This window comes from Succinatimonas hippei YIT 12066 (assembly GCF_000188195.1).
Lineage (GTDB): Bacteria > Pseudomonadota > Gammaproteobacteria > Enterobacterales > Succinivibrionaceae > Succinatimonas > Succinatimonas hippei.
Map to the genome: position 1 here is coordinate 44,244 of NZ_GL830988.1, position 23,319 is coordinate 67,562.

The 23,319-nt window shown below is 42.0% G+C and carries 24 protein-coding genes; 21 read left to right on the forward strand and 3 right to left on the reverse strand.

Going from position 1 to position 23,319, the window contains the following annotated elements; all coding sequences use genetic code 11:
* The first annotated feature begins 244 nt into the window (after positions 1-244).
* From yajC to HMPREF9444_RS04905, 5 genes are all read left to right on the forward strand, one after another.
* Positions 245-595, forward strand: coding sequence for a preprotein translocase subunit YajC (gene yajC, locus HMPREF9444_RS04885; protein ID WP_009143265.1), 351 nt, complete (start codon positions 245-247; stop codon positions 593-595).
* A 51-nt stretch (positions 596-646) separates the two neighbouring features.
* Positions 647-2,524, forward strand: coding sequence for a protein translocase subunit SecD (gene secD / locus HMPREF9444_RS04890; RefSeq protein ID WP_009143266.1), 1,878 nt, complete (start codon positions 647-649; stop codon positions 2,522-2,524).
* 14 nt (positions 2,525-2,538) lie between these two features.
* Positions 2,539-3,486 carry a protein translocase subunit SecF gene (secF, locus tag HMPREF9444_RS04895; RefSeq protein WP_009143267.1) on the forward strand — a complete coding sequence of 316 codons (948 nt, stop codon included), beginning with the start codon at positions 2,539-2,541 and terminating at the stop codon, positions 3,484-3,486.
* Positions 3,487-3,496: 10 nt separating this feature from the next.
* Entirely contained in the window at positions 3,497-4,504 is a 1,008-nt protein-coding gene (nlpI, locus tag HMPREF9444_RS04900; RefSeq protein ID WP_009143268.1) for a lipoprotein NlpI, read from the forward strand.
* A 138-nt stretch (positions 4,505-4,642) separates the two neighbouring features.
* The gene (locus tag HMPREF9444_RS04905; RefSeq protein WP_009143269.1) at positions 4,643-5,626 is read left to right on the forward strand and encodes an amidohydrolase family protein; all 984 of its coding nucleotides are present in this window, start codon (positions 4,643-4,645) and stop codon (positions 5,624-5,626) included.
* 258 nt (positions 5,627-5,884) lie between these two features.
* On the opposite strand, the gene HMPREF9444_RS04910 is transcribed toward HMPREF9444_RS04905, so the two are convergent.
* Positions 5,885-6,214 carry a DMT family transporter gene (locus tag HMPREF9444_RS04910; protein ID WP_040909248.1) on the reverse strand — a complete coding sequence of 110 codons (330 nt, stop codon included), beginning with the start codon at positions 6,212-6,214 and terminating at the stop codon, positions 5,885-5,887.
* Positions 6,215-6,372: 158 nt separating this feature from the next.
* Here HMPREF9444_RS04910 and HMPREF9444_RS11325 point away from each other — a divergent pair, with 158 nt between their 5' ends.
* Genes HMPREF9444_RS11325 through HMPREF9444_RS11240 form a run of 3 tightly spaced genes read left to right on the forward strand, consistent with a single transcriptional unit; the run spans position 6,373 to position 8,055 of the window.
* Entirely contained in the window at positions 6,373-7,014 is a 642-nt protein-coding gene (locus HMPREF9444_RS11325; protein WP_009143272.1) for an AAA family ATPase, read from the forward strand.
* Positions 6,980-7,759, forward strand: coding sequence for a P-loop NTPase family protein (locus HMPREF9444_RS11330; RefSeq protein ID WP_009143273.1), 780 nt, complete (start codon positions 6,980-6,982; stop codon positions 7,757-7,759). Before HMPREF9444_RS11325 ends, HMPREF9444_RS11330 begins: the two co-directional genes overlap by 35 nt.
* Positions 7,759-8,055: a PD-(D/E)XK nuclease domain-containing protein gene (locus HMPREF9444_RS11240; RefSeq protein ID WP_009143274.1), complete on the forward strand. Its 297-nt coding sequence runs from the start codon at positions 7,759-7,761 to the stop codon at positions 8,053-8,055. Before HMPREF9444_RS11330 ends, HMPREF9444_RS11240 begins: the two co-directional genes overlap by 1 nt.
* Here HMPREF9444_RS11240 and HMPREF9444_RS04925 read toward each other — a convergent pair.
* Together HMPREF9444_RS04925 and HMPREF9444_RS04930 are read right to left on the reverse strand one after the other, a co-directional pair.
* Positions 8,052-8,669, reverse strand: coding sequence for a hypothetical protein (locus tag HMPREF9444_RS04925; RefSeq protein ID WP_040909249.1), 618 nt, complete (start codon positions 8,667-8,669; stop codon positions 8,052-8,054). The genes HMPREF9444_RS11240 and HMPREF9444_RS04925 overlap by 4 nt on opposite strands.
* A gap of 35 nt (positions 8,670-8,704) precedes the next feature.
* Entirely contained in the window at positions 8,705-8,917 is a 213-nt protein-coding gene (locus HMPREF9444_RS04930; RefSeq protein ID WP_009143277.1) for a hypothetical protein, read from the reverse strand.
* Between the two features lie 208 nt (positions 8,918-9,125).
* Between HMPREF9444_RS04930 and HMPREF9444_RS04935 the strand changes: the two genes are divergently transcribed.
* The 13 genes from HMPREF9444_RS04935 (at position 9,126) to HMPREF9444_RS04995 (ending at position 23,147) form a co-directional block, all read left to right on the forward strand.
* A complete protein-coding gene (locus HMPREF9444_RS04935; RefSeq protein ID WP_222859202.1) occupies positions 9,126-9,473 on the forward strand; it encodes an ArsR/SmtB family transcription factor in 348 nt (115 codons plus the stop codon).
* A gap of 4 nt (positions 9,474-9,477) precedes the next feature.
* On the forward strand, positions 9,478-10,668 hold the full coding sequence (locus HMPREF9444_RS04940) for a cysteine desulfurase family protein (protein WP_040909251.1): 1,191 nt from the start codon (positions 9,478-9,480) through the stop codon (positions 10,666-10,668).
* Positions 10,669-10,683: 15 nt separating this feature from the next.
* The gene (locus tag HMPREF9444_RS04945; protein ID WP_009143280.1) at positions 10,684-12,024 is read left to right on the forward strand and encodes a putative peptidase B; all 1,341 of its coding nucleotides are present in this window, start codon (positions 10,684-10,686) and stop codon (positions 12,022-12,024) included.
* An 8-nt stretch (positions 12,025-12,032) separates the two neighbouring features.
* Positions 12,033-12,440, forward strand: coding sequence for a lysozyme inhibitor LprI family protein (locus HMPREF9444_RS04950; RefSeq protein ID WP_009143281.1), 408 nt, complete (start codon positions 12,033-12,035; stop codon positions 12,438-12,440).
* Positions 12,441-12,449: 9 nt separating this feature from the next.
* Positions 12,450-13,178: an NAD-dependent deacylase gene (locus HMPREF9444_RS04955; RefSeq protein ID WP_009143282.1), complete on the forward strand. Its 729-nt coding sequence runs from the start codon at positions 12,450-12,452 to the stop codon at positions 13,176-13,178.
* 157 nt (positions 13,179-13,335) lie between these two features.
* Positions 13,336-14,433 carry a dual-specificity RNA methyltransferase RlmN gene (rlmN, locus tag HMPREF9444_RS04960; RefSeq protein WP_040909252.1) on the forward strand — a complete coding sequence of 366 codons (1,098 nt, stop codon included), beginning with the start codon at positions 13,336-13,338 and terminating at the stop codon, positions 14,431-14,433.
* Between the two features lie 12 nt (positions 14,434-14,445).
* Positions 14,446-15,909: a helix-turn-helix domain-containing protein gene (locus HMPREF9444_RS04965; RefSeq protein ID WP_009143284.1), complete on the forward strand. Its 1,464-nt coding sequence runs from the start codon at positions 14,446-14,448 to the stop codon at positions 15,907-15,909.
* A 15-nt stretch (positions 15,910-15,924) separates the two neighbouring features.
* Positions 15,925-17,019 (forward strand): flavodoxin-dependent (E)-4-hydroxy-3-methylbut-2-enyl-diphosphate synthase, encoded by a 1,095-nt coding sequence (ispG, locus tag HMPREF9444_RS04970; protein WP_009143285.1) that lies wholly within the window; start codon positions 15,925-15,927, stop codon positions 17,017-17,019.
* Between the two features lie 16 nt (positions 17,020-17,035).
* Positions 17,036-18,313, forward strand: a complete 1,278-nt coding sequence (gene hisS / locus HMPREF9444_RS04975) for a histidine--tRNA ligase (RefSeq protein ID WP_009143286.1) — start codon at positions 17,036-17,038, stop codon at positions 18,311-18,313.
* A gap of 91 nt (positions 18,314-18,404) precedes the next feature.
* Complete coding sequence (locus HMPREF9444_RS04980) at positions 18,405-19,076, forward strand: YfgM family protein (RefSeq protein ID WP_009143287.1); 672 nt, start codon at positions 18,405-18,407, stop codon at positions 19,074-19,076.
* 24 nt (positions 19,077-19,100) lie between these two features.
* On the forward strand, positions 19,101-20,777 hold the full coding sequence (gene bamB, locus HMPREF9444_RS04985) for an outer membrane protein assembly factor BamB (protein WP_050779006.1): 1,677 nt from the start codon (positions 19,101-19,103) through the stop codon (positions 20,775-20,777).
* Between the two features lie 126 nt (positions 20,778-20,903).
* Positions 20,904-22,610 carry a ribosome biogenesis GTPase Der gene (gene der, locus HMPREF9444_RS04990; protein ID WP_009143289.1) on the forward strand — a complete coding sequence of 569 codons (1,707 nt, stop codon included), beginning with the start codon at positions 20,904-20,906 and terminating at the stop codon, positions 22,608-22,610.
* Positions 22,611-22,655: 45 nt separating this feature from the next.
* A complete protein-coding gene (locus HMPREF9444_RS04995; RefSeq protein ID WP_009143290.1) occupies positions 22,656-23,147 on the forward strand; it encodes a GNAT family N-acetyltransferase in 492 nt (163 codons plus the stop codon).
* Positions 23,148-23,319 lie beyond the last annotated feature (172 nt).

Sequence of the window (23,319 nt, forward strand, 5' to 3'; positions counted from 1 at the left end):
CTTTGCATTGATAATATAAGCTCTTTGCGATATGTGCTATACTTGTCGCAATTCAATCTATGCGGTCTTTGATTGGGGCATGTTTTTTGCTTTGAAGAAAAAACCGCAACTTTTTGCGCGATATAGTAATATTATCTCTCGTGCATAAAGTTTCTTTCTTAATGAAAGAAAAGATGTTAATCAGCTGATGAAACGGGATTTTCAAAATCTCGTAATTTTTAACTTTACTTAAGGTACTTGTACTATGTCTTTTTCTTTAATTCCTGCAGCTTATGCCGCTGAAGCCGCTCCTGCCGGCGGTGATATGAGCATGATGATCGTTCTTGTGATGTGCATGCTCGCGGTGTACTTTTTCGTAATGCGCCCGAACTCCAAAAAGCGTAAAGAAATGCAGAAATTGCTTGACGGTCTTTCCGTGGGTGATGAAGTTTTAACTAACGGCGGTATTGCCGGACGCATCAGCAAATTGCCGGAAAACAAGGAGTATGTTCTTATTTCCGTAGCAGACGGCATCGTTATTCAGATGAAGCGTAATTACATCGTTGCCGTTTTACCTAAGGGCACTTTAGTTGCCACCGGTGCTGAAAGCAAATAATAAAAATATGCCGCGGCAGTAAGTCGCGGCTTCTTCTTTTGGGTAGTCATCGTGATTAATAAATTCCCTTTGTGGAAGAATCTTTTAATCGCAGTTATTATTTTGCTGGGATTCTTCTACGCACTTCCTAATTTATACGGTGAAGATCCGGCGCTGCAGATTTCAGGCACGCACGGAATCGAAGTAGATTCTACAGTTTCTTCTCAGGTTCAAACCTTGCTTGACGGCAAGAATATTAAGGGTGATTATGAGCTTGAGAACGGTCAGTTGTTAATTCGTTTTGCCAACACCAACGATCAGATTTTAGCCAAAGATATAGTTGCAAAAGCTTTGGGTGACCGTTTTATTACCGCTTTAAACTTAGCTCCAGCAACTCCTGCATGGATGCGTTCTTTAGGCATGCATCCTTTAAAACTCGGACTTGATTTGCGCGGCGGCGTTCATTTCCTTATGGAAGTTGATATGGACGAAGCTATGAGAAAGATGAAAACTCAGCTCGTGTCCGATTTCAGATCAGAATTGCGTAATGCCGATTTACGTCTTGCCGGCGCTCGTACCGAGGGTGATGACGTTGTCGTTACTTTCCGTGATGCCGCTACCCGTGACGCTGCAGAGAAGCTGCTTTCCGATCATCATCGTGATTTTGTTTTTCAAAGCTATGATCGTGACGGCAGATATTTCATTTCCGCCAAAATGACTCAGCAGAAGTTGTCTGAGATCAGAACCAATGCTGTTGATCAGAACATTAACATCATTCGTAATCGTGTGAATGAATTGGGTGTTGCCGAGCCTTTAGTGCAAAGACAAGGAGCTGATCGTATCGTGGTAGAACTCCCAGGTATTCAGGATACGGCTCGTGCTAAAGAAATTTTGGGCGCAACCGCTACTTTGGAGTTCCGTTTGGTTGACAGCTCAGCCGATTTGAATGCTGCGATGCAGGGGCGTGTTCCTGCCGGAACCGAACTTCATTTTGACAAGAATAATTATCCGGTCGTACTGGAAAAACGCGTGATTTTAACCGGCGACCATATTGTTGATGCTTCTTCTTCAAGCGATGAAAACGGTCGTCCGCAGGTTAATATCAGCCTGGACTCCCGTGGCGGCAGTATTATGTCAGCATTTACCAAGGATAATGTCGGTAAATCAATGGCAACTAACTTCATTGAATATAAAGTTATACCTAATGAAGATGAGAATGCTCCCAAAGCCGGAGAGGAAGGATATAAGCCGCGTTTTGAAAAGGTTGAGCAAATTATTAACGTCGCAACCATTCAGACCCGCCTTGGCAGTAATTTCCGTATTACCGGTATTGATTCGGTAAAAGAAGCTCATAACCTTGCGCTGTTGCTGCGTGCCGGCGCTTTGATTGCTCCGATTCAAATCGTTGAAGAGCGTACTATCGGACCGAGCCTCGGTCAGCAGAACATTGACAGCGGTATGCAGGCAATGTTTTACGGCGTATTGTTCCTTGCCGTATTCATGCTGATTTACTATAAAGCTTTTGGTTTTATCGCTAATTTGGCATTGATTTTTAATTTGGTTTTGATTGTCGGAGTTATGTCTCTTATCCCGGGCGCGACAATGACCTTGCCGGGTATCGCGGGAATCGTATTAACTCTCGGTATGGCAGTTGACGCGAATGTGCTTATTTATGAGCGTATTCGCGAGGAACTACGGGCCGGAAGAACGGTTCAGCAGTCTATTAACCTAGGCTATGAGCGTGCTTTTGCAACTATTGCCGACTCTAATATCACGACATTCATCACCGCTTTGATCCTCTTTATGGTCGGTACCGGCTCGGTCAAAGGTTTCGCTCTTGTCCTTATGGTCGGTTTGGCATCTTCAATGTTCACTGCTGTCACGGCTTGCCGTGCCATCGTAAATATTATTTGGGGCGGACGTCCTAATTTGAAGAAGCTGAGCATATAAGGAGGGAATGGGCTATGATGCAGTTTATTAAAGAAGGTGTCGTCATCCCCTTCATGAAAATCAAGGAGATTGTCGAGATCTGTGTCACTATTTTAGTTATCTCCTGCATTGCCGTTATGGCAATCAAAGGTCTTAACTGGGGCCTTGATTTTACCGGCGGTATCGTGGTTGAAACCAAGTATTCCGAGCCTATGGATTTGGAGAAAGTGCGTGAAGCTTATGCCCAGCAAGGAGTAGAGGGTGTAACGCAGCATTTCGGCTCTACCAGCGACGTTATGATCCGTGTGGCACCTAAAGAAGGCTTGAATCAGCAGATTGTTGCCGACAAAGTCATGACAGCGGCAAAACAGCTTGATCCTAACGCTACTTTAAGCCGTTCCGAGTATGTCGGTCCTGCTGTAGGTGAAGAATTGGTACAAAGCGGTATTTTGGCTATTGTCGTTTCCTTGATTGCGATTTTGGCTTATATCGCTTTCCGCTTTGAGTGGCGTATGGCGACCGGTGCCGTTATTTCTCTTGCTTACGATGTTATCGTGGTTTTGGGCGTGTTCTCTTTCTGGCAGATTGAGTATGATTTGACTGTTTTGGCGGCAGTGCTTACTGTGGTCGGTTACTCCCTTAACGATAAGATCGTTGTGTTTGATCGTATCCGTGAGAATGCCAGCCGTGTTTCACGCGACGTAAGTATGGAACATTTGTTCGATATTTCATTGACACAGACTTTGTCTCGTACGATTATTACCTCAGGTACGACTCTTATCACGGTAATATGCTTGCTGGTTTTCGGCGGATCGCTGATTTTCGGCTTTGCTTTGGCCGTGACTATCGGTATCGTATTCGGTACTTTCTCGTCAATTTACGTGGCAAGTACCTGGCCGCTCCTGCTCAAGATTCAAAGACGCCATATCCTGCCTATGAAGATTGAGAAGAAAGAAACGGACGGTATCGAAACCATGGATTAGTAAAAAATAAATGGTTAAATCGTTAAAATTAGTAAAGGCAGGAACCGAAAGCTTAGTTCTTGCCTTTTTCTTATGCGCAGGTTTATGTTCCTGCTCTTTGCTTTCTCCAAGAGAAACGCAAGGAGAAGCTCTTTCTTTTTTAGGAGCATTTAGTGTTCCTAAAGAAGATATCGTGATTGTCGAACCCTCAAAAGAAAATCGCGATCGCGACCAGCTTATCGTGATTCAATTGTCGCAGATGCTTGAGTCTTCTCAGGTAAAGACTCCATCAGCTCGAGCCGAAGTCTTTTATGATTTGGGCATTATTTATGATCGTTTAGGACTTGAAGCGTCTGCCCGCAGCATGTTTTTAAATTCTCTATCCGAGCGTCCTGATTTTGCCCCTTCTTACAACATAATAGGCGTATATCTTGCGCAAAACGAGAATTTTCAGGATGCTTATGAGGCGTTTGATTCGGCTTTGGAGCTTGATCCTGACAATTTGTATCCGCTAATGAATAGAGCTATAGCTTTATATTATGCCGGACGCTATTCACTTGCCGTTCCCGATATGGAACGCTTTTGCGATGATGATTTAAACGATCCTTATCGTATGCTGTGGCTTTATCTTATAGAAAGCAAGACTCTTTCCCACGGGGAAGCTCTTGCTCATTTAAAAGACCGTTATCAAAAGGCGACAGCAGAAGCTAAAAACGATAATTGGGCCTTTAATGTCGTTGACTATTATTTAGGAAAGAAAAGCAAAAAAGATTTGATTGAAGAGATGTCAAGCAATGAAGTTCCTCTTGCTGAAAAACAAAGCCGCTTATGTGAAGGATATTTTTATATCGGAAAGGAATTTGAAAGACTGGGGCAGGATAAGCTTGCTTACGATTATTTTAAGCTTAGCATCGCTACGCAGATGTACGGTTATCTTGAACACCGCTACGCTTTTTCCGAAATTAAAAACCTGCGCAAGCAATATGACTTTTTTGAGTATTCAGAACCTTCCCAAGATAATGAAATAGACTTAGAATAATTTAAAAGTGTCGGGACTGATCTACAAATTAAAGTAAGTCTTACAGTATATTAAACGAAAGCACATGACTGCGATACCGTAAGTTTGCAGTCATTTTTTTAAACTAAAAAAGCAGAAAAATTGACTGCTAAGGAAAAAATGATGCAAGCTGATTTGCTGTTTAAAAATGCTGAAATTTTCGATCCTGATACTTTAGAAATAAAACGCGGAGAGCTGGCCGTAACCGGCGGGATTATCAGCGGTAAAGGTGAAAAGCTTGACTGTCAGGCTAAAAAAGAAATTGATTTAAAGGGAAATATTTTAAGTCCGGGATTTATCGATCATCACTGCCATGTCTTTCCTGTAAGCTCGGTTTTAGGTATAAGCCCCGATCTCTTTTTCTCTTTAGGCTGTACTGCCGTAGTTGATGCCGGTAGCGCCGGTTTTGCTAATTTCAAAGCCTTTGCCAATGCCGCAGCCTATAACATGATGGATGTTTATGCTTATTTGAATGCAGCCTCTTACGGTCAGGTTATTTTGGATTGCCCGGAAGATTTTAGAAGCGTGAAAATTCATGCTGATGCGATTAAGGAAGTTGTAAAGCAGTACCCCAATAGAATTCGCGGCATCAAGATGCGTTTTGATAAATCTTGTGCTCTTGATGAAGATAATAAATCACTGCAATTTTGTGCAAACCTTGCTCATTCCCTTAATTTGCCTTTATGCGTACATGTCACCAATCACGGCAGTACTTTTGTCAAAATTTTAGATCCTCTTGAAAAAGGTGATGTTGTCTGCCATGTTTACCAGAATATGGGGCAGACAATTCTTGACGATAGCGGTAAAGTTCGCAAAGAACTTATTGATGCCCGAAATCGCGGCGTGATTTTTGATGCTGCAGATGAATATGTTAATTTCTCTTTTGATGTTTTAAAGCCTGCTGTTGAACAAGGTTTTTGCCCTGACATTATTGCGTCAGATTTAACTACTCTTTCGGCTTTTAATAACCATGTTTACGGCTTGCCTTTGCAGATATCAAAATACCTTGCTTTAGGAATGGATCTGCCTAAAGTCTTAAATTGTGTGACTAAAGCTCCTGCTGAGGCTATAGGACTATATGGCAAATCGGATCGCTTAAGGTAGGTGCAAAAGCCGATCTCACAATCTGCAAGCTAGAAGATCATGACTTTACGTTTAAGTCATACGATCATGCTTTTGTTAAAGGTGAAAAGCTTATTAAAGTATTGGCTACTTTAAAGCACGGTGCATTGCGTTTTGCCTCGTTTGATTATTATTAGAAGAAATTACTTATAGTTACGTTTTGATTAAGTGATAATTTAGCATTACTTAATATGCGATTTAGCTATTAAGTAATGCTATTTTCATATTAGAAGTGCAATGTTAAGGTTGAGGGCATAGTTTAAGTCCCACAACACCGATAACGCATAGACATATGAAGAATACTTGATACAAATTAATTTTTTCGTTAAACAGGAAAATTCCGGCAATAATGATCCCGACCGTACCGAGGGCGGTCCAAACAGCATATGTAAGACCGGCGGGAAGATAGCGCATTATATGGGCAAGTAAGGCCATATTAATTAGACTAAAAATGATTGGAATTGCTATAAAAAAGCGATTGAATGAAAAATACGATAGAGCTTTTAAACTGCAGCCCCAAGAGATTTCTGTTAATACGGCGATGATAAGCAAGCCCCAGGCAAGTAGCATAATACAATCCTTTAGGGCTCATATTAGTGAAGATTCAAAAGTTATGGAAACCCTTAGATAACCTTCAAATCGTTTTTTGCTAATTGTACTTGTTTTAACCGCTAAGTCAATCTATTTAAAGAATAAGGTAAACTCTTAAAAAGACTAAGGAGTATTTCATGATTGATTTAACCAAACTGCCTTTAAGCATTACTTCATTTAGTCAGTTTGCTGCAAATTCGATGATCTACGTTGATAAAACGGATTTAGTGGCAAATCTTGCTCGTTTTAGAAATCCGTTTTTTTTATCCCGTCCGCGCAGATTTGGTAAATCGACATTAGTAAGCACTTTTCATGAGCTGTTCTCAAACGGTCTTGATAAGTTTCAGAGACTTAAGATTGCCACTGAAAATTTATGGAATGATAAAACCTATAAAGTAATTCATCTTGATTTATCTAAAATCAAGGAGCAAAGCGGTGATGTTACTTTTAATGAATCATTTTTGCAGCAGCTTGACGATGCATTTAGTCACAGCGGCTATGAAAATATATTAAATGAAAAGATAAAGACTCCGGCCAGATATTTGGATATAAGATTCAATCAAAAAGATATTACCAATCTGGTTTTGCTTATTGACGAGTATGACGCCCCTTTAACCGCGGTGATGGGAGATAAAGAGGAGTTTGAAGTACGAAGAAGAGTATTGTCCAACTTCTTCTCCACGATAAAAGCCTATTCAGGCAAATTTCGCTTTATTTTTATCACTGGAGTAACGCGTAATTTCAATGATTCGATATTCTCTTCATTTAACATATCTTGAAGATATCAGCTTTAATCCTACTTATGGTGCTCTTGTCGGGTATACGCAGGAAGAGCTTGAGCATTATTTTAAAGATTATCTTGAAAACGCGGTAACGGAGCTTAATGAGGATTTAGGTGAAGATAAATATACCTATGATTCATTAATTGAAGCTCTAAAATTAAATTATGACGGTTACTCTTTTGATGAAAGGGGCCGTAATCATGTTTATAACCCCTGGTCGATATTGAACTTTTTAAGCGAGCTGCAGCGGGGTTTTAAACCTTATTGGCTTGAGACGGGCGGAGCGAAGCCGTCGCTTTTAGTAAATTATCTAAATACTTTTATTGATAAAAAAGTAAAGAAGACCGAGCTTGTTGATTATTTAAATCTTGAGTTTATACAAAGAACCAACACCGCGGCATTATCTCCCACGATAACCAGTATCGAGGATGAGAACTTTCCTTTCTTTGCCATTCTGTATCAGGCAGGGTATTTCACGATAAAAGATACGGGGATTAATTATCTTGAAGTGGGACTTCCCAATCTTGAGGTAAAAAAGGCGTTTGCCGAGCTTATCGTCGACAATTTAACGAATAAAACCGCATCGCAATTAAGTGATTGCTACGGTTTAAAGATAAAGGCGGCCTTGGCTGCGGGAGATTTTTCTGCGCTCAAGGATGAGTTCAACAAAATCTTAAACGAGTTTTCCTATGAAAGCGTAGTGAGCTTTAAAGAACCGCTTTTCGAGATGTTTACAAGGTGATGCTGCAGCTTATAGGCTTTAATACTTATACTGAGTATCAGACGGCGCTGGGCAGAAGAGACTTATGTTTTGAAAATGACAGAAGACTTTATATCTGTGAGTTTAAAGTCATAGGCAAGGCAGATAATGTCCGAGAAAAACTTGAGGAAGCCAAAGCGCAAATCAGAGAAAAGAGATACGGATTAAGACTTACAAACAAAGAAGTGATCACGCTTGCAATTGTCATCATCAATGAAAACAAGGATGAGACGTTCGGACCTGTGCGTGAAGTGGCGGCAATTGAGGAAGTGGGTTAAATATAGAAACAAACTACTGACAGCGTCATTAATAAAGAAAGTGTAACTTTAGTTTGCCATTTGGTTTTGTGATCGATAATCTGATCTTTAAAGAACATCATAACGATTACGATACCGAAGGCCCCGCGTAATGATTGAATGATGTTTCCCGAGACGACACCGCTTAAATTAAAGGCAATTACCATTAAAGTTGATGAAACGATCCAAGTTATAGCTACATATTTACAGTTATACATGTCGTTTAATTTGACTTTTTTGATAAAAGCACAGGGGATAAAGAAGACAAGTGCGGCAATATAGTTGTAAATATTAAGAATAATCGCCTGCTCTATAGGCGGTGCTTTAAAAGTTTTGGCAAGTGTTACTGTTGCGATATCAGCTAGAACATAGCAAAAACAGGCGGCGAAGATAAAAATTAAAGCTCTAATTCTTATTTGACCTGAAAGAGAGGAGAAGACCCACGATAACAACAAAATCGCGGTAATGGCAAAATATTGGTGCAGTTCAAAACTGTCGTGAAATAAAATCAATGATATTGCGGTCAGAATAGGTATCTTTAATACCAAAAGAGGAGAAACGATTGACGCGTCGCTTGAGCGCAGTGCCATAATCATAAAATATTGCGCCATTAAAAACGGAATGTTGATTTCTAACAGACCGAGAATAATCCGCCATTCAAAAATTCGTAATACTTAAAGAAAATAAACGGCCAGAAAACGATAAACGCTATCGCAAGTTGCTCGGCGATAAGCATTCTAAAACCGTAGATATGATAAGTATCCTGACAACTTTTGGTTATCGCGTAGTTAAGTCCTTGTAAAACTGCTGCAATGATACTTGATATAACGCCGATTAAAAACATACTTGATGCCCGTTTAAAATATAGCGCTATTATAGACAAAAGAAAGAACTTAGCTTATTTAAGCTTTACGGTTCAAATTAAATTTATTTAAAAACTGTAAATTTTTAAAAAGAAAAAGAATTTTTTCTTATATCTTAAACTTAAATAAAGATAGTTGTTAAAATAATTGAACAATTGCTCAATATATTTTGTGCTTAACAAAGAGATTATGAAGATGAAGGAAAAAGAAAACAGTCGTGAAGAACTTATTGAAAGCGTTAAGTCGCAGATGCTCGCTCCTGACGACGTGGATGTTACCGCAGAGTTTTTTAAGGCATTAGCCGATCCTACAAGAATTAATATAGTAAATGCGCTGCAGATCCATGAATGGCTGTGCGTTACCGATCTTGCTGAAATTTTAGGAATGACCAAATCAGCTGTGTCTCATCAGTTATGCTATTTACGCTTAAATAATCTTGTGATGGTAAAACGAGAAGGACAGCGGGTTTATTATGCTTTATGCGATGAACACGTAGAAAAAGTTTTTGAAATGGCGATTTCTCATATTAAGGAATAAAAAAATGAATCGTCCTGTGTACATGGATTATGCTGCGGCAACGCCGCTTGATCCTCGAGTTGTAAAAGTGATGGTGGATTGCCTGACGCTTGAAGGATCATTTGCCAATCCCTCCTCTAAAGATCATGTGTTCGGTTGGGAGGCTGCTGAAGTTGTTGAAAACGCTAGAGAGCAAGTGGCAAATTTAGTCGGATGCTCTCCTCTTGAGATTACTTTTACTTCAGGAGCGACCGAAAGTAATAATCTTGCCGTTATCGGTCTTGCCCGCGGTCTTAGGCATAAAGGAGATCCGCGCCGCCACATCGTGACTTCTATGGTTGAACATAAAGCGGTGCTGGAGGGATGCGAGTATCTTGAAAAATATGAAGGTTACAAAGTTTCTTATATAAAACCGCACCAGGACGGGAGCATTGATCCTGAGCTTTTAGCTTCATATCTTACAGAAGATACGTTTTTGGTTTCTATCTGTCACGGTAACAGCGTACTCGGTACGGTAAACGATATTCATGCCCTTGCTTCGTTATGTCGGGCAAAAGGGATCTTTTTTCATACCGATTGTGCGCAGACTGCAGGATGGGAAAAAACGGATTTTGCTAATTCCGCAATTTCCATGGCTTCGCTTACACCTGAAAAAATATACGGACCCAAAGGTGTCGGAGCTTTATATATAAAACGTGAGGCAAATGTTCCAGTCGAAGCTTTAATTTACGGCGGTGGTCAGGAAAAGGGGTTGCGCGGCGGTACTGTAGCGACGCATCAGGTTGCTGCTATGGGTAAAGCTTTTGAAATAATGGCAAAAGATGCAAAAAAGGATAAAGAACGCATTTTGCAGCTGCGTGAATATTTAGTTAATGAAATTAAAACCATAGACGGAGCGGTTATTAACGGCAGCAGCACCAGGCATTTACCCGGCATCATTTCTGCAAGCTTTGCCGGAATTGACGGGCGAATGCTGCTTCCGTCCTTGTCGGGAATTGCCGCATCAACAGGATCTGCCTGTTCTTCGGCAGAGCTAAAACCTTCTTACGTGTTAAAGGCGATAGGTCATAGTGATGAGCTTGCCAGAGCTTCAATCCGTTTATCACTGGGACGCTTTACTACCGAACAAGAGGTTAAACAGGCAGCAGACGAGCTTAAGACCAAGGTGGCTGCATTACAAGCTTCAGGCAGTATGTGGCAGGTAAGGAAAGATTAATTAAGGAAAGAAAAAATGCCGAAAATTAAAGTAAGTTCAGTAAAGAATGTTAATGCGGATGAGTTTATTTATGTAAAGCTTAAAGACGGAGATGCTCCTAAGCCTTTTAATAAGAAGGCAAAGCTTATTCCCGAAGGCAAAAACAGCGTAAGCCTCATGGTGAATAAGGAGAACTTCAGGTTTTATCAGGAAGCAGGTCGCAGTCTTTGTAATCTTGGAATTAATAATGCATTAATTGACAGCGGTGATATCCCTTTGTCCGTGCTTGATGCCGTATGGATGATTCAGGGAATGTACGACGGTAAATCGGATATAAATATCGCCTTTGCACTTTTGAAAAAAGATTGTGATAAAGTCGCCGGAATTTCCGATTTAATTATTGATTTTCGAGAACTGGCCGACTCTGACTCCAAGACGACTACGCCTGAGTCGTTAGTCAAAGAGGTATTTTCTAAAGTAAAGAAAGCGGCGGATAAAAAAGGCGGGGAGGCAACGCTTAAATTAATTAAAAAAGGGCACAAGGATTATCACGAATGTGTCGGACTGCAGGCTGTCGGGCGCGGCAGTGATAATTTGCCGTGTCTTGGTATAATCGATTATTTCCCTGACGGGAAAAAGGACGGGGACATTGATATTTCGCTTGTGGGCAAGGGCATTACCTTTGACTCAGGCGGATACGATATTAAGCCTCCTTCATACATGTCATCCATGCATTCTGATAAGTCCGGCGCCGTATATTTAGGCGGTGCTCTGACCTTGGCTATTTTGCAGGGACTTAAAAAGCGCGTTCGTCTTTATTTATGCTGTGCTGAAAATATGCTGTCAGGCAAATCAATGCTGCCGGGCGACATAATTTCTTATCCGAACGGCGTTAAAGTTGAAATCGGCAATACTGATGCCGAGGGACGTTTGGTGCTTGCCGACGGTTTGATTCATGCCTGCAAAGCAAAGAGTAAATTTATTCTTGATGCCGCAACTTTAACCGGTGCCGCAAAAATTGCAATAGGGCGTGATATGTGCGCGGCTTTTACTCCGTCAAATGAACTTCCTTTAGATTTACAGCACGCGTTTAAAGACTCGATGGAAGAATTGTGGCTCTTGCCGATGCGTCCTTACTTCAAGCGCTTTATTTTAAGTAAGCGGGCAGACATTTCAAATGCTGGTACAGGTGATGGGAATCCAGGTGCAAGCTCTGCTGCCGAGTTCTTGCATTGCTTTGTAGAAAAGGATATTCCGTGGGTACATCTTGATTTGGCCTGTGCATATCAAAAAGAAGGCTCTGCTTTTTATGCTCCGGGCGCCACCGGCGCCACTATCTTGGCATTAGCGCAGTTTTTAAGCGGCAAGAAATATTAGGAGTGTATATGAAATTAGCAGGAGTTTTAGCAATAGCTTCCGTGTTTGTTTTCAGCTTTACTGCTGTTGCTGATGAGGAGTTATCTCCGGGCTATAATGCCTGTATGTCGGCATCAGGAGGTGTTACCGTTCAAATGCGTAAATGTCAAAATGATGCTTTTATTTATTTGGACGGCAAGCTTAACAAGATTTACAAGCAGGCAATGCTGTCTTGCAATGATGAAGGCGATTCTAAGGCTTGCAAGAATACTATATTAAAAATGCAGCGCGCCTGGATAAAGTATAAGGAAGCTACTGTTGATTATTTATTTATGGCATTGGGCGACGGCACTTTAACCCCGGTAGTTGTTGATGATTTTGTTAATCAGACGACAAAAGAGCAGGTAAAAAAACTTGAGCTGATGCTAAACAGGTAAGAAATAAGCATGAGATATCAAAACATAGTTATTTTGACGGGAGCCGGAGTTTCAGCAGAGTCCGGAATTCCCGTGTTTCGCTCTGAGGACGGGTTGTGGGAACATCACAATGTTGAAGATGTCGCAACCTATGAAGGTTTTCTGCGCAATAAGACTTTAGTGCATGAGTTTTATAACAAAATGCGACTTTCATTGCCGACCAAAAAGCCAAATGCGGCGCATAAAGCGATAGCGCATTTACAGACAGAGTGGCAAAAACAAGGAGGGGAAGTTTTTCTTGTTACGCAGAATATTGATGATTTGCATGAAAGAGCCGGAAGTAAGCAAGTTTGTCATATGCACGGTGAACTTTTAAAAATGCTGTGTGAAAACTGTCATTCTTCTTTTCCTTTTTCAGGGGCAAGTTCGGTTAAAAGCGAGTGTCCTTATTGTAAGCATCAGTCTTTACGTCCTGACATCGTATGGTTCGGTGAGATGCCGTATGATATGGATGAAATTTACGCAAAGCTTGTAAAGTGCGAGTTGTTTTTAGCTGTCGGTACGTCAGGAGTGGTTTATCCAGCGGCGGGTTTTTGTCAGATAGCTGCAGGAGCCGGTGCCGTATGTGTTGAGTTTAATCTTGAGAAAAGCTTGACCGCTTCAAATTTTACTTACGGAATTTACGGTAAAGCCGGAGAAACCGTAAGCAAGTTTACCGAGTATCTTTTAGGAACCGGAAAACTCCTTAACTTTAATTAAAAATTTTTAAACTTTCACGCATTGCGCTGCGTGAGGTTTTTAAGTTTAAACAGCTCTTGTCTTTGCGGATATCCCGTTAAAGAAAAACATACGATCCTGCTATAATGTATTATTTAAATTTTTAAGAAAAATCTATATTTTTTGAGTACTTGTTTAAATGTCGGAAACTCGCATCAATTTAATGAATTTAGGCGTTGATGAGCTCAAAGATTTTGCTGTTTCTTTAGGTGAAAAACCGTTTCGCGCCACCCAGTTTTTAAAATGGATTTATCAATACGGTGTAACCGATTTTGATTTAATGACTAATATCAAAAAAGATTTACGGGAGAAATTAAAAGAAATCGCGTGCATCAAAGCCCCTGAAATAGTAACGGAACAGCGTTCAAGTGACGGTACCGTGAAATGGGCTCTTGACATAGGTGACGGACAGTTGGTCGAAACAGTCCTAATCCCTGAAGAAGGCCGCAATACTTTGTGCATCTCTACTCAAGTAGGATGCCCGGTGAAATGTGCCTTTTGCCGTACCGGAGCCTCTGGGTTCAACCGTAATCTTAGCGTCAGCGAAATAATAGGACAGGTCTGGAGAGCCGCCTCAAGAGTCGGTTTTTCTCAAAATGAAGAACAAAAACCTATTTCCAATGTCGTGATGATGGGAATGGGCGAGCCTTTATATAATGTTGATGCCGTATTGAAAGTAACTGAAATTTTGTTAAACGATAATGCTTTTGCTCTGTCAAAACGCCGCGTTACGATTTCAACCTCAGGGGTGGCCCCCATCATTGATAAAATCGCCGGAAAAGTCGATGTGGCTTTAGCATTGTCTTTGCATGCTCCTAATGATGAATTAAGGGATGTTTTGGTGCCCCTTAATAAAAAATATAAAATTGATGTGGTGTTAAAAAGCGTGCGTAATTATTTGTCAAAATCTAACGCCAATTGCGGAAAAGCCACGATTGAGTATGTGCTTTTAGATCATATTAATGATTCTACCGATCAGGCCGAAGAGCTTGCCCGTCTTCTAAAAGATACTCCGTGCAAAATCAATTTAATTCCGTTTAATCCCCATGAACAATCGGAATTCAAGCGCCCCTCAAATAGCAGGGTTGACCGTTTTTATAAGGTGTTAACCGGTCACGGCTATACCGTAATGACCAGAACCACCAGAGGAGATGATATCGCTGCCGCATGCGGACAGCTTGCTGGGCAGGTTAAAGATAAAATCGCCAAAAACCGTATTACAGCCGCTAATATTTAAAAGGTTGGAAAAATGGATAATAAGTCTCATTCATCTATACCGCAAGGCCTCCGCAATCAAGAGGGTTCTTTTAAAGCAGATCCGTTTGAAAAAGAAGAAAAGTTTAAGTCAAACGCAAATTCCCGGTTGAATCAACAGTCCTACCGTGAAGATATCGGAAATAATATTTACGGGGAAGATCAGCGTTTTGGCGGTAATTTAAACTATAACGGCGACGATCCTGATAAAGTTCCGGTCGTTCCTTCTTTATCGGATGATGAGGTGCCTAATCTTCCAGGGGCTATTTTAAAGCATGCCCGAGAAATGTTGGGATTATCTCAGCGCGAGATTGCTCTGCGCCTTAAATTAAGGGTCAATACCATAAGCGATATTGAGCATGATCGCCTAACCCAGCCTACGGCTGCGCCGTTTGCTCGCGGATATATCGCCGACTATGCCAGATTGGTCAATATTGATCCTAAAACCGTTGTGGAACTTTACAATCACAATGTGCTTGAAGTTTCTGAAATGGCCAAAAATCAAAATAAGGTCGCGGCAAAGAAACGAACTGCAGTTCCTAAAAATGATTCGCAAGCAAAAGAAAGGGCCGAATCTTCTCATTTACAAGATATTCCTGCTTCTAATAAGGCAGGGAAAAGCAATAAAGGAATGTTAGTTAAGTTAGGGGCCGTGCTCCTTGTTCTTTTGCTTATTATTGTTTTAGTATGGATGCTCATGTCTGACGATACCGAACAAAGCGGTACTTCAGGTACGGTTTCCGTTAATGAGCCGATTGTTTCGACGCAGAGTGATAATCTTTCATCCGGCGAACTTATTATTAATGATGTATCTTCAGAGACATCAAGTTCATCAGGTGGCTATCAGGATTTATTAAATGCGCCGCAAGAAGATCCTTTTGCTAAGAACTCAGGCACTGCAGCACAAAGCAGCACTGAGGAATTATTGATAAATTCAGCACCTGCTGCAGATAAGACGACAGCCGCAAACACTTCGGAAAATGCTGCACCATCAACTGATAAAGAACTTGCTGTTGTCCCTTCTCCTGCTAAAGATGAAGCCGTAAAGACTGCAAAAGAGCAAGCATTGCAGGAACAACAAGCTGCAGAAGAAAAATTAAAGCAGGAAAATTTAAAGAAAGAAGAAGAGGCTAAGGCCGCGGCGGCACAAACTCCGAAGCTTAGCTCTAATCTGCGTGATATAAGTTCTGCTGCAAAACTTTCAGGTAGAGAAGGTCTTGCTTCTTTAAATAATGTTTCAGTAATAATTAAAGCTCCTGTTTCTTTGCAGATCTCAGACAGCCGCGGCAAGGTTTTGGTAAGCGGTTCTTATAAGGCCGGAGACAGAGTCTCCGCTACCGGAATTCCTCCGCTTAAAGTTGCGGTTACCGATACATCAAGCGTTACCGTAAATTATATGGGCGGAACTATTGCCGTTCCTGCAACTAAGCAGGCAACATTTACTTTACCCAATCGTTAGGAGTACAAGAGAAAAATGGAATGGCAAGCTCCTAAAATCGTTAGACGCAAATCAAGACGTATTATGGTAGGCTCCGTACCGGTGGGTGACGGAGCTCCGATTTCCGTGCAGAGTATGACGTCTACCGATACCCTTGACGTTGAGGCCACGGTAAAGCAGGTTCTTGATCTTGAAAGCGTCGGTGCTGATATTGTGAGAATTTCGGTTCCGTCAATGGATGCCGTAGCTGCTTTTTCACAGATTGCAAAAAGAGTGCATGTTCCTTTGGTTGCCGATATTCATTTTGACTATAAGATTGCCGTAGCCGTGGCGCAAAACGGAGCGGCAGCCTTGCGTATCAATCCCGGCAATATCGGTTCAAGAGAAAAAGTCGAAGCGGTATGCCGTGCCGCACAGGATCACGGTTTGCCGATTCGTGTCGGAGTAAACTCCGGCTCTCTTGATAAAGATATAATCCAAAAATACGGATCCCCGACTCCTCAGGGCATGGTGGAGGCGGCTCTGCGTTCTGCCGATATTTTAGATTCGCATCAGTTTTATGATTACGCTTTCTCGGTAAAAGCTTCCGAGCTTAATTTATGCGTCGCAGCTTATGAAGAGTTAGCGGCAAGAACCGATGCTCCTTTGCATCTGGGTATTACGGAAGCAGGAGGCCTTACCGGGGGAACGGTTTTATCTTCAATCGGAATTTCGTGGCTGTTAAAGCAAGGCATCGGTGATACTTTGCGCGTATCATTAGCTGCCGATCCGGTTGAAGAAATAAAAGTAGGCTGGGCAATTTTAAAGAGTATGCATTTGCGTTCCCGCGGTGTGGATATCGTTGCTTGCCCTACCTGTGCAAGACGCGGTATTGATGTCGTAAATACCGTAAAAGAACTTGAATCCCGCTTAAGCGATATTCGCAAGAGCATAAAAATTGCCGTTATGGGCTGTGTGGTCAACGGTCCGGGCGAGGCCTTGCATGCCGATGTTGCAGTGTGCGGCGGCGGCAACGGTAAATGTCTGGTCTATGAAGACGGCAAACTTATGGGTAAAATATCCGCAAATGATGTAGTGTCGGTGCTTGAATCCAGAGTTCGGGCTCGTGTCAATGCGGAAAATCAGAAATAAAAATTAGGAAAACTTAATGGCATTAAGCGTACAAGCCGTAAGAGGCATGAATGATTTGCTGCCTGAGGATACTTCTGTATGGCAGCAGGTTGAATCTATTTTGCGTGAAACCGTAGCATCTTTCGGCTACAGTGAAATTCGTCTGCCTATTTTGGAAAAGACCCCGTTATTTTGCCGTGCAATCGGTGAAGTGACTGATGTGGTCGAAAAGGAAATGTATACCTTTGAAGATCGCTCGGGAGAAATGCTGTCTTTGCGTCCTGAGGGCACTGCAGGATGCGTCCGTGCCTGCCTTGAGCATAATCTTATTTATAATCAGGAACAGCGCCTTTGGTATATGGGTCCGATGTTTCGTCATGAGCGTCCGCAAAAAGGCCGTTATCGTCAGTTCCATCAACTTGGCGTAGAGATTTTCGGTTTAAAGGGACCGGATATTGACGCTGAGATTATCATGCTTACGCACGCTTTATGGAAAAAGCTCGGAATTGCCGATGATCTTTCTTTAGAGCTTAATACTTTGGGGACAAAAGAAGAGCGTAAAGCTTTTCGCGATGAGCTTGTCTCGTATCTTGAGGCTCATTTTGACGAACTTGATGAGGACAGCAAAAGAAGAACTCACACTAATCCGCTGCGCGTTTTAGACAGTAAAGATCCGAAAGTGGGCGAGGTGTTAAAAGGCGCTCCTAAACTTAGCGATCATTTCGGTGAAGAAACTAAGGCGCATTTTGAAGGCTTGAAAAAGCTGCTTGACGCAGCCGGAATTAAGTACACGATAAATAATCGTTTGGTTCGCGGCCTTGATTATTACAATTTAACCGTATTTGAGTGGGTTACTACCGCATTAGGTGCACAAGGTACCGTTTGCGGCGGCGGACGCTATGACGGTCTTGTCGAGGAACTCGGCGGTACTGCAACTCCGGCAGTAGGCTTCGGCATGGGGCTTGAGCGTCTGATGCTGCTTTTAGTCACTTTAGGAAAAGTAAAGACCAAACCGAGCGTTGATGTTTACATCGTAGGAAGCGGAGAAAACAGTGCTAAAGAACAAGCGATGACGGCTTTGAAACTGCGTGATGCTCTGCCCGGCGTTCGCATCATGAATCATTGCGGCGGCGGCAATTTCAAGCGTCAGTTTAAACGTGCCGATAAGGTCGGAGCTAAGGTTGCCGTAGTTTTAGGTGAAGCTGAAATTGCATCAGGAACTCTGGGCGTTAAGGATTTGCGCAATGAAGGATCGCAGCAGGAATATGATTTTGCAGGAGCTGTTGCGGCAATATCCAAGATGCTGCAGGCATAAAAATTAAGAGCAGTCGTTTTTCTTACGTGAAAGATTGCTCTTTTCCATGTAAACTTTAGATTTAAGAATTAAAAATTAAAAGGATAGCAGAATGGACGTATTAACCGACGATCATGAGAGAGAAGAGGTTGTCAAAAAATGGTGGCATGAGTACTGGAAACCTATCGCCTTGGGGGTGGTTATCGCTCTTGGCGGACTTATCGGTTTCAGACAGTATCAGTCTTATGAATTAAACAAATCGCAGGAACAGGCTCTTGCCGTTTATCAGCTGCAGGAACAGCTTAATGAAAAAGGGCTTGATGTTATTGCGGATGCTCAGAAATTTATAGCAGAAAACGATAATATTTACGGTGCCTTGGTTGCTCTTGATGTTGCAACTTTGCAGATGACTGAAGATAAATTCACTGACGCAGCCGCTACTTTGGAACAAGCTACGGCAAAAGGCGGAGATTTGTTAAAACCTGCTATTACTCTGACCCTTGCACGCCTGCAGGCACAAAATCAGGAATATGATAAGGCGGTAAGTACTGCAAATTCAGTAAACTCTGATGCTTACGCTTTAGAAAAGTTTGAGGTTTTAGGCGATATTTATATGGCATCCGGTGATCGTCAAAAAGCACATGATGCATATAAAAACGCTATCGAATTGTGCAAGAGTAAGAAGTTGCCGATTAACGGTATTTTGCAGATGAAGTTTGACAACCTTATAGCAGCCGGAGACACTCCGGCATTTAGGGAAATGTCAGCTTTACAGCAGCAATAAAAAATGTTTGGGCGGATGATGATTATGTCGAAAATTAAATCTTTGGCGTTAATTCCTTTTGTGGCCGGAGTACTTTTCGGATGCTCGGGCAATGAGGATTTATATGCTCCTGTAGAAGCTCCGGAAATTGAAAATCGTTTTGATATCGATAAATTATGGTCATCATCCGTAGGAGGAGTCGGAGACTTTTATTCTCAGCTGTCTCCAGCCTTTTCCGGCGGAATCATATATGCTGCAGGCCGAGACGGGGATGTTTACGCGTATGATGCTATGTCAGGCGATCGTATTTGGCATACCGATCTGGACGATGAGGAAGAAAATGATGATCGCAGATCTGCACGGCTTGCAGGCGGTGTAACCGTTTATGCAGGGAAAGCTGCGGTCGGATCCGAAAACGGTTATATCTACGTTTTAAATGCCAAAGACGGATCTTTATTGTGGAAAGACTTTGTCGGCGGTGAAGTCATTGCCAAACCTGCTTTTTCAAAGAGCGGCAGCGCTTTGTTCGTTCTTGATTCCCGCGGCAGACTCACTTCATATTCAAGCGATGAAGGAACTGTTAATTGGGCATCGGGCGATGCATTGACCGATTTGCGTCTTAGAAGTCAGTCAGCTCCTTTGGTGATTGGCGATGAGTTCGTACTTTTAGGACAAAGTAACGGCAAAGTTAACGTTATTTTGCAAAGCACCGGAGCTATCGTCAACCAGATTGATGTAGGTGAGCCGTACGGAGCAAACGCTTTAGAGCGTGTGGCTGACGTATCGGCGACTCCGCTTGTTATCGGTTCCACTCTGTATTCCGTTTCTTATGGCGGCGGTCTCGTTCAATACTCATTTGAGAATAATCAGGTCCTGTCTCGTCTTAACTATCAAAGCTCTAAAGATTTAGCTATTGATGACAGTTCTATTGTCATCGTTGGCGATAACGGGTATGTGTATTGTTTAAATCGTTCTGATAACAGTGAACGTTGGGTTAATACCGTTTTGACTTATCGTTCCGTTTCGGCTCCGGCCATTTACGGTGATTATGTTGTCGTAGGCGATCTTGAGGGCTATTTGTACTTTATGTCCTTAAATGACGGCACTATAGTTTGTCAGCATGAAGTAGACGACAGTGCTATTTATACTGCGCCGCTTGTTGCTGACGGTAATTTATATGTAAGTACCCGCGATGGCGATTTGACTGCGTACAAATACGATCCTAACGGTAATGCTATGGTAAAAGAGCTTGCCGTAAACAATCTTTTAGCTTATGCGGGAGCTTCAGTTAATATGGCCCGTCCCGGTGTCGGCGAGGGCGGTATTTATGCTCCTTCGGTTATGGACAGAGAACAGCTGCAGGCCCGCCGTGCTGCAATATTGCGTGCTGCAGCCGCAGCAGAGGCTCGCCAGAATGCAGCAATTGCTGCTCAAAGACGCGCCTATGAAGAACGCAAGCGTGCTTATGAAGAGCGTGTCCGTGAATATAAAGAAAGAGTTGCCGCCTATGAAGAGGAGCAAAGACGCCGTCTGTCAGGTTTCGGCTTGATGCCGGGAGTCAAGAGCAATGCTGATTCAGCCCCCGAAGCTCCGGCGCCGGAGGCTCCAAAGGCTCCTGAAGCTCCTGAAGCAAGTGCACCTAATCCTCCGGTTCAGGAAGTGCCTGAAGTGGATGTTCCTATGGAAAATCCCGATGAAAAAGCCTCGGGTTTTGGACTTTAATTTAGTTTTTTGATGTGCAGCCGCCGATTTCGGCGGCTTTAGTGTATCTATTATTTTCTGTTTTGGTGTGGTCAGCCGTTTTTTATCTTCGGATGAGGAAAAGACCCTTACTTATGAGGATCTAAGATGAAAGTTGTGGCTTTGGTCGGTTGCCCTAATGTGGGTAAATCTACTTTATTTAATCGCTTAACTAAAACCCGTGATGCTTTGGTGGCGGATTTTCCGGGCTTAACCCGTGATCGTAAATACGGACGCGCGTTGTTTGACGGCAGAGAATATATCGTCATTGATACCGGCGGTATTGCGAAAGATGCCGAACAGCCTTCCGATTTGACTTCAAAAATGACCGAGCAGGCTCTTTTGGCTATCGAGGAGTGCGATTTAGTTCTTTTCATGGTGGATGCCCGGGCCGGAATAATGCCCGGAGACTATCAGGTAGCGGAGTATATTCGCAAATCCGGCAAGAAGTGTGCGGTTGTTGCTAACAAAATTGACGGACTTGATCCGGATATTGCCGGTACTGAATTTTACGGTTTAGGTTTAGGTGAAGTTCATCAAATTGCAGCGGCGCACGGACGCGGAGTTCAGATTTTAATTGAGGACGTGATTGCTCCGGTGCTGCGTGAAGATGGTCCGCTTGACAGTGATTTGCCGGAGGTTCCTGAAGGCGAAGATCCTGAAGGATACATTTGGGAACACGGTTATGAGTTTTTAGAAAACGTTCCTGCAGAAAAGAATGCAGGAGGATTTGATTGGTACGCATTTCGTGAAAAGCAGCGCGGTCTTCAGCATACTGATGATGAAGCGGAAAAAGCTGCTGAGCATACTCCGTTTGCCGATTTACCGATTAAATTTGCATTGGTCGGAAAACCTAATGTCGGAAAATCAACTTTAACTAACCGCCTTTTAGGCGAAGATCGCGTGGTTGTTTGCGATATGCCAGGCACGACGCGGGATTCAATTTATATTCCTTTGGAGCGTGAGCATAAAAAATATATCGTTATAGATACTGCAGGCGTGCGTAAGCGCCGTAAAGTGTCGGAAGCGATTGAAAAGTTTTCAATCGTTAAGACCTTAAAAGCTATTGAAGACTGTAATGTTGCCGTATTGGTTATTGATGCTCGTGAAAATATTACTGATCAGGATCTGTCGCTTTTAGGCTTTATCTTGGATTCGGGAAGATCGCTTGTTATAGCGGTTAATAAATGGGACGGTCTTTCTAAAGAATATAAAGATGACATAAGACGCGAGCTTAATTTACGTTTAGGTTTTGTCGATTTTGCCCGTGTCCACTTTATTTCAGCACTTCACGGAACCGGTGTAGGTAATATTTTTGATTCCATTGATGAAGCTTACGAATCAGCTACTCGCCGTAACTCTTCTGCTACTTTAAACCGTGTTTTACAGGCAGCCGTGCAAGAGCATGAGCCGCCGATTTCAGGAGGAAGGCGTATTAAGCTTAAATATGCTCATGCCGGCGGTTACAATCCTCCGCGTATCGTTATTCACGGTAATAAGGTATCTAAGATGCCTGATGCGTATAAACGCTATTTAATCAATTGCTACCGTAAAGCTCTTAATATTATGGGAACTCCGGTTATTTTGGAATTTAAGGAAGGAATTAATCCTTATGCAAACGAAAAACCGGTACAAAAGCGTCTTACTCAATCTAAGTTAAGAGAGCAAAAACGTCAGGCAGAAACCGAACGCCGATATGAACGGGCAGCAAAGCGTAAGGAAAACGAGAAAAAACGCCTTATCGAAAAGGCTAAAAAGAGCGGAGAGGGCATTGTTTTGTCAGCTACCGCCAAGAAAAAGAAAAAAACTAAATAATTAGTTAATTAAGGCCCGTACGGGCCTTTTTCATAAGGATAGCATATGCAAATTGAAATTGTTCCTTTTAAAAGCAGTTATTTAAAAGGTGTGTTAGATGTTTGGAATGAAGTTGTAATTGCCGGAAAAGCTTTTCCTCAAACAGAAATACTCAATGAAAACACCGGCTATGATTTTTTCATGTCACAGTCTTTTACCGGTATTGCACTTGATACAACTACTGCTGAAGTAGTTGGAGTATATATTCTCCATCCGAATAATGTAGGAAGGTGCTCTCATATATGTAATGCAAGTTATGCCGTAAAATCAGAATTTCGCGGTAATGGTATAGGAAAGATGCTGGTTATTCACTGTATAGAAAAAGCACGTAAATTATCTTTTAGAATTCTGCAATTTAATGCGGTGGTTGCTTCAAATAAGAACGCATTGTCTTTATATGAGAGTTTAGGTTTTATTCGATTGGGTATAATTCCGGGAGGTTTTTTGAATAAGGATAATGTTTATGAGGATATTATTCCGCATTATTTTATTTTGTAATTTATTTTACGAGACATAAAATATGTTTATAAAAGCCGGATATAAATATATTCATAATGCAGTATATTGTTGAAGGATAAACTTTTTAAGTAATTAGTTAATTTGATTATATGTTATTTAATTAAGCTGAAATTAAAGTATATGGCGACAACTTCATGTGAAGATTATCACA

Excerpts from the sequence above, each read along its gene's own strand:
- yajC (WP_009143265.1), top strand. The coding sequence starts at position 245 with ATGTCTTTTTCTTTAATTCCTGCAGCTTATGCCGCTGAAGCCGCTCCT.
- secF (WP_009143267.1), top strand. The coding sequence starts at position 2,539 with ATGATGCAGTTTATTAAAGAAGGTGTCGTCATCCCCTTCATGAAAATC.
- nlpI (WP_009143268.1), top strand. The coding sequence starts at position 3,497 with ATGGTTAAATCGTTAAAATTAGTAAAGGCAGGAACCGAAAGCTTAGTT.
- HMPREF9444_RS04905 (WP_009143269.1), top strand. The coding sequence starts at position 4,643 with ATGATGCAAGCTGATTTGCTGTTTAAAAATGCTGAAATTTTCGATCCT.
- HMPREF9444_RS04910 (WP_040909248.1), bottom strand. The coding sequence starts at position 6,214 with ATGCTACTTGCCTGGGGCTTGCTTATCATCGCCGTATTAACAGAAATC.
- HMPREF9444_RS11325 (WP_009143272.1), top strand. The coding sequence starts at position 6,373 with ATGATTGATTTAACCAAACTGCCTTTAAGCATTACTTCATTTAGTCAG.
- HMPREF9444_RS11330 (WP_009143273.1), top strand. The coding sequence starts at position 6,980 with ATGATTCGATATTCTCTTCATTTAACATATCTTGAAGATATCAGCTTT.
- HMPREF9444_RS11240 (WP_009143274.1), top strand. The coding sequence starts at position 7,759 with ATGCTGCAGCTTATAGGCTTTAATACTTATACTGAGTATCAGACGGCG.
- HMPREF9444_RS04925 (WP_040909249.1), bottom strand. The coding sequence starts at position 8,669 with ATGATTATGGCACTGCGCTCAAGCGACGCGTCAATCGTTTCTCCTCTT.
- HMPREF9444_RS04930 (WP_009143277.1), bottom strand. The coding sequence starts at position 8,917 with ATGTTTTTAATCGGCGTTATATCAAGTATCATTGCAGCAGTTTTACAA.
- HMPREF9444_RS04935 (WP_222859202.1), top strand. The coding sequence starts at position 9,126 with ATGAAGATGAAGGAAAAAGAAAACAGTCGTGAAGAACTTATTGAAAGC.
- HMPREF9444_RS04940 (WP_040909251.1), top strand. The coding sequence starts at position 9,478 with ATGAATCGTCCTGTGTACATGGATTATGCTGCGGCAACGCCGCTTGAT.
- HMPREF9444_RS04945 (WP_009143280.1), top strand. The coding sequence starts at position 10,684 with ATGCCGAAAATTAAAGTAAGTTCAGTAAAGAATGTTAATGCGGATGAG.
- HMPREF9444_RS04950 (WP_009143281.1), top strand. The coding sequence starts at position 12,033 with ATGAAATTAGCAGGAGTTTTAGCAATAGCTTCCGTGTTTGTTTTCAGC.
- HMPREF9444_RS04955 (WP_009143282.1), top strand. The coding sequence starts at position 12,450 with ATGAGATATCAAAACATAGTTATTTTGACGGGAGCCGGAGTTTCAGCA.
- rlmN (WP_040909252.1), top strand. The coding sequence starts at position 13,336 with ATGTCGGAAACTCGCATCAATTTAATGAATTTAGGCGTTGATGAGCTC.
- HMPREF9444_RS04965 (WP_009143284.1), top strand. The coding sequence starts at position 14,446 with ATGGATAATAAGTCTCATTCATCTATACCGCAAGGCCTCCGCAATCAA.
- ispG (WP_009143285.1), top strand. The coding sequence starts at position 15,925 with ATGGAATGGCAAGCTCCTAAAATCGTTAGACGCAAATCAAGACGTATT.
- hisS (WP_009143286.1), top strand. The coding sequence starts at position 17,036 with ATGGCATTAAGCGTACAAGCCGTAAGAGGCATGAATGATTTGCTGCCT.
- HMPREF9444_RS04980 (WP_009143287.1), top strand. The coding sequence starts at position 18,405 with ATGGACGTATTAACCGACGATCATGAGAGAGAAGAGGTTGTCAAAAAA.
- bamB (WP_050779006.1), top strand. The coding sequence starts at position 19,101 with ATGTCGAAAATTAAATCTTTGGCGTTAATTCCTTTTGTGGCCGGAGTA.
- der (WP_009143289.1), top strand. The coding sequence starts at position 20,904 with ATGAAAGTTGTGGCTTTGGTCGGTTGCCCTAATGTGGGTAAATCTACT.
- HMPREF9444_RS04995 (WP_009143290.1), top strand. The coding sequence starts at position 22,656 with ATGCAAATTGAAATTGTTCCTTTTAAAAGCAGTTATTTAAAAGGTGTG.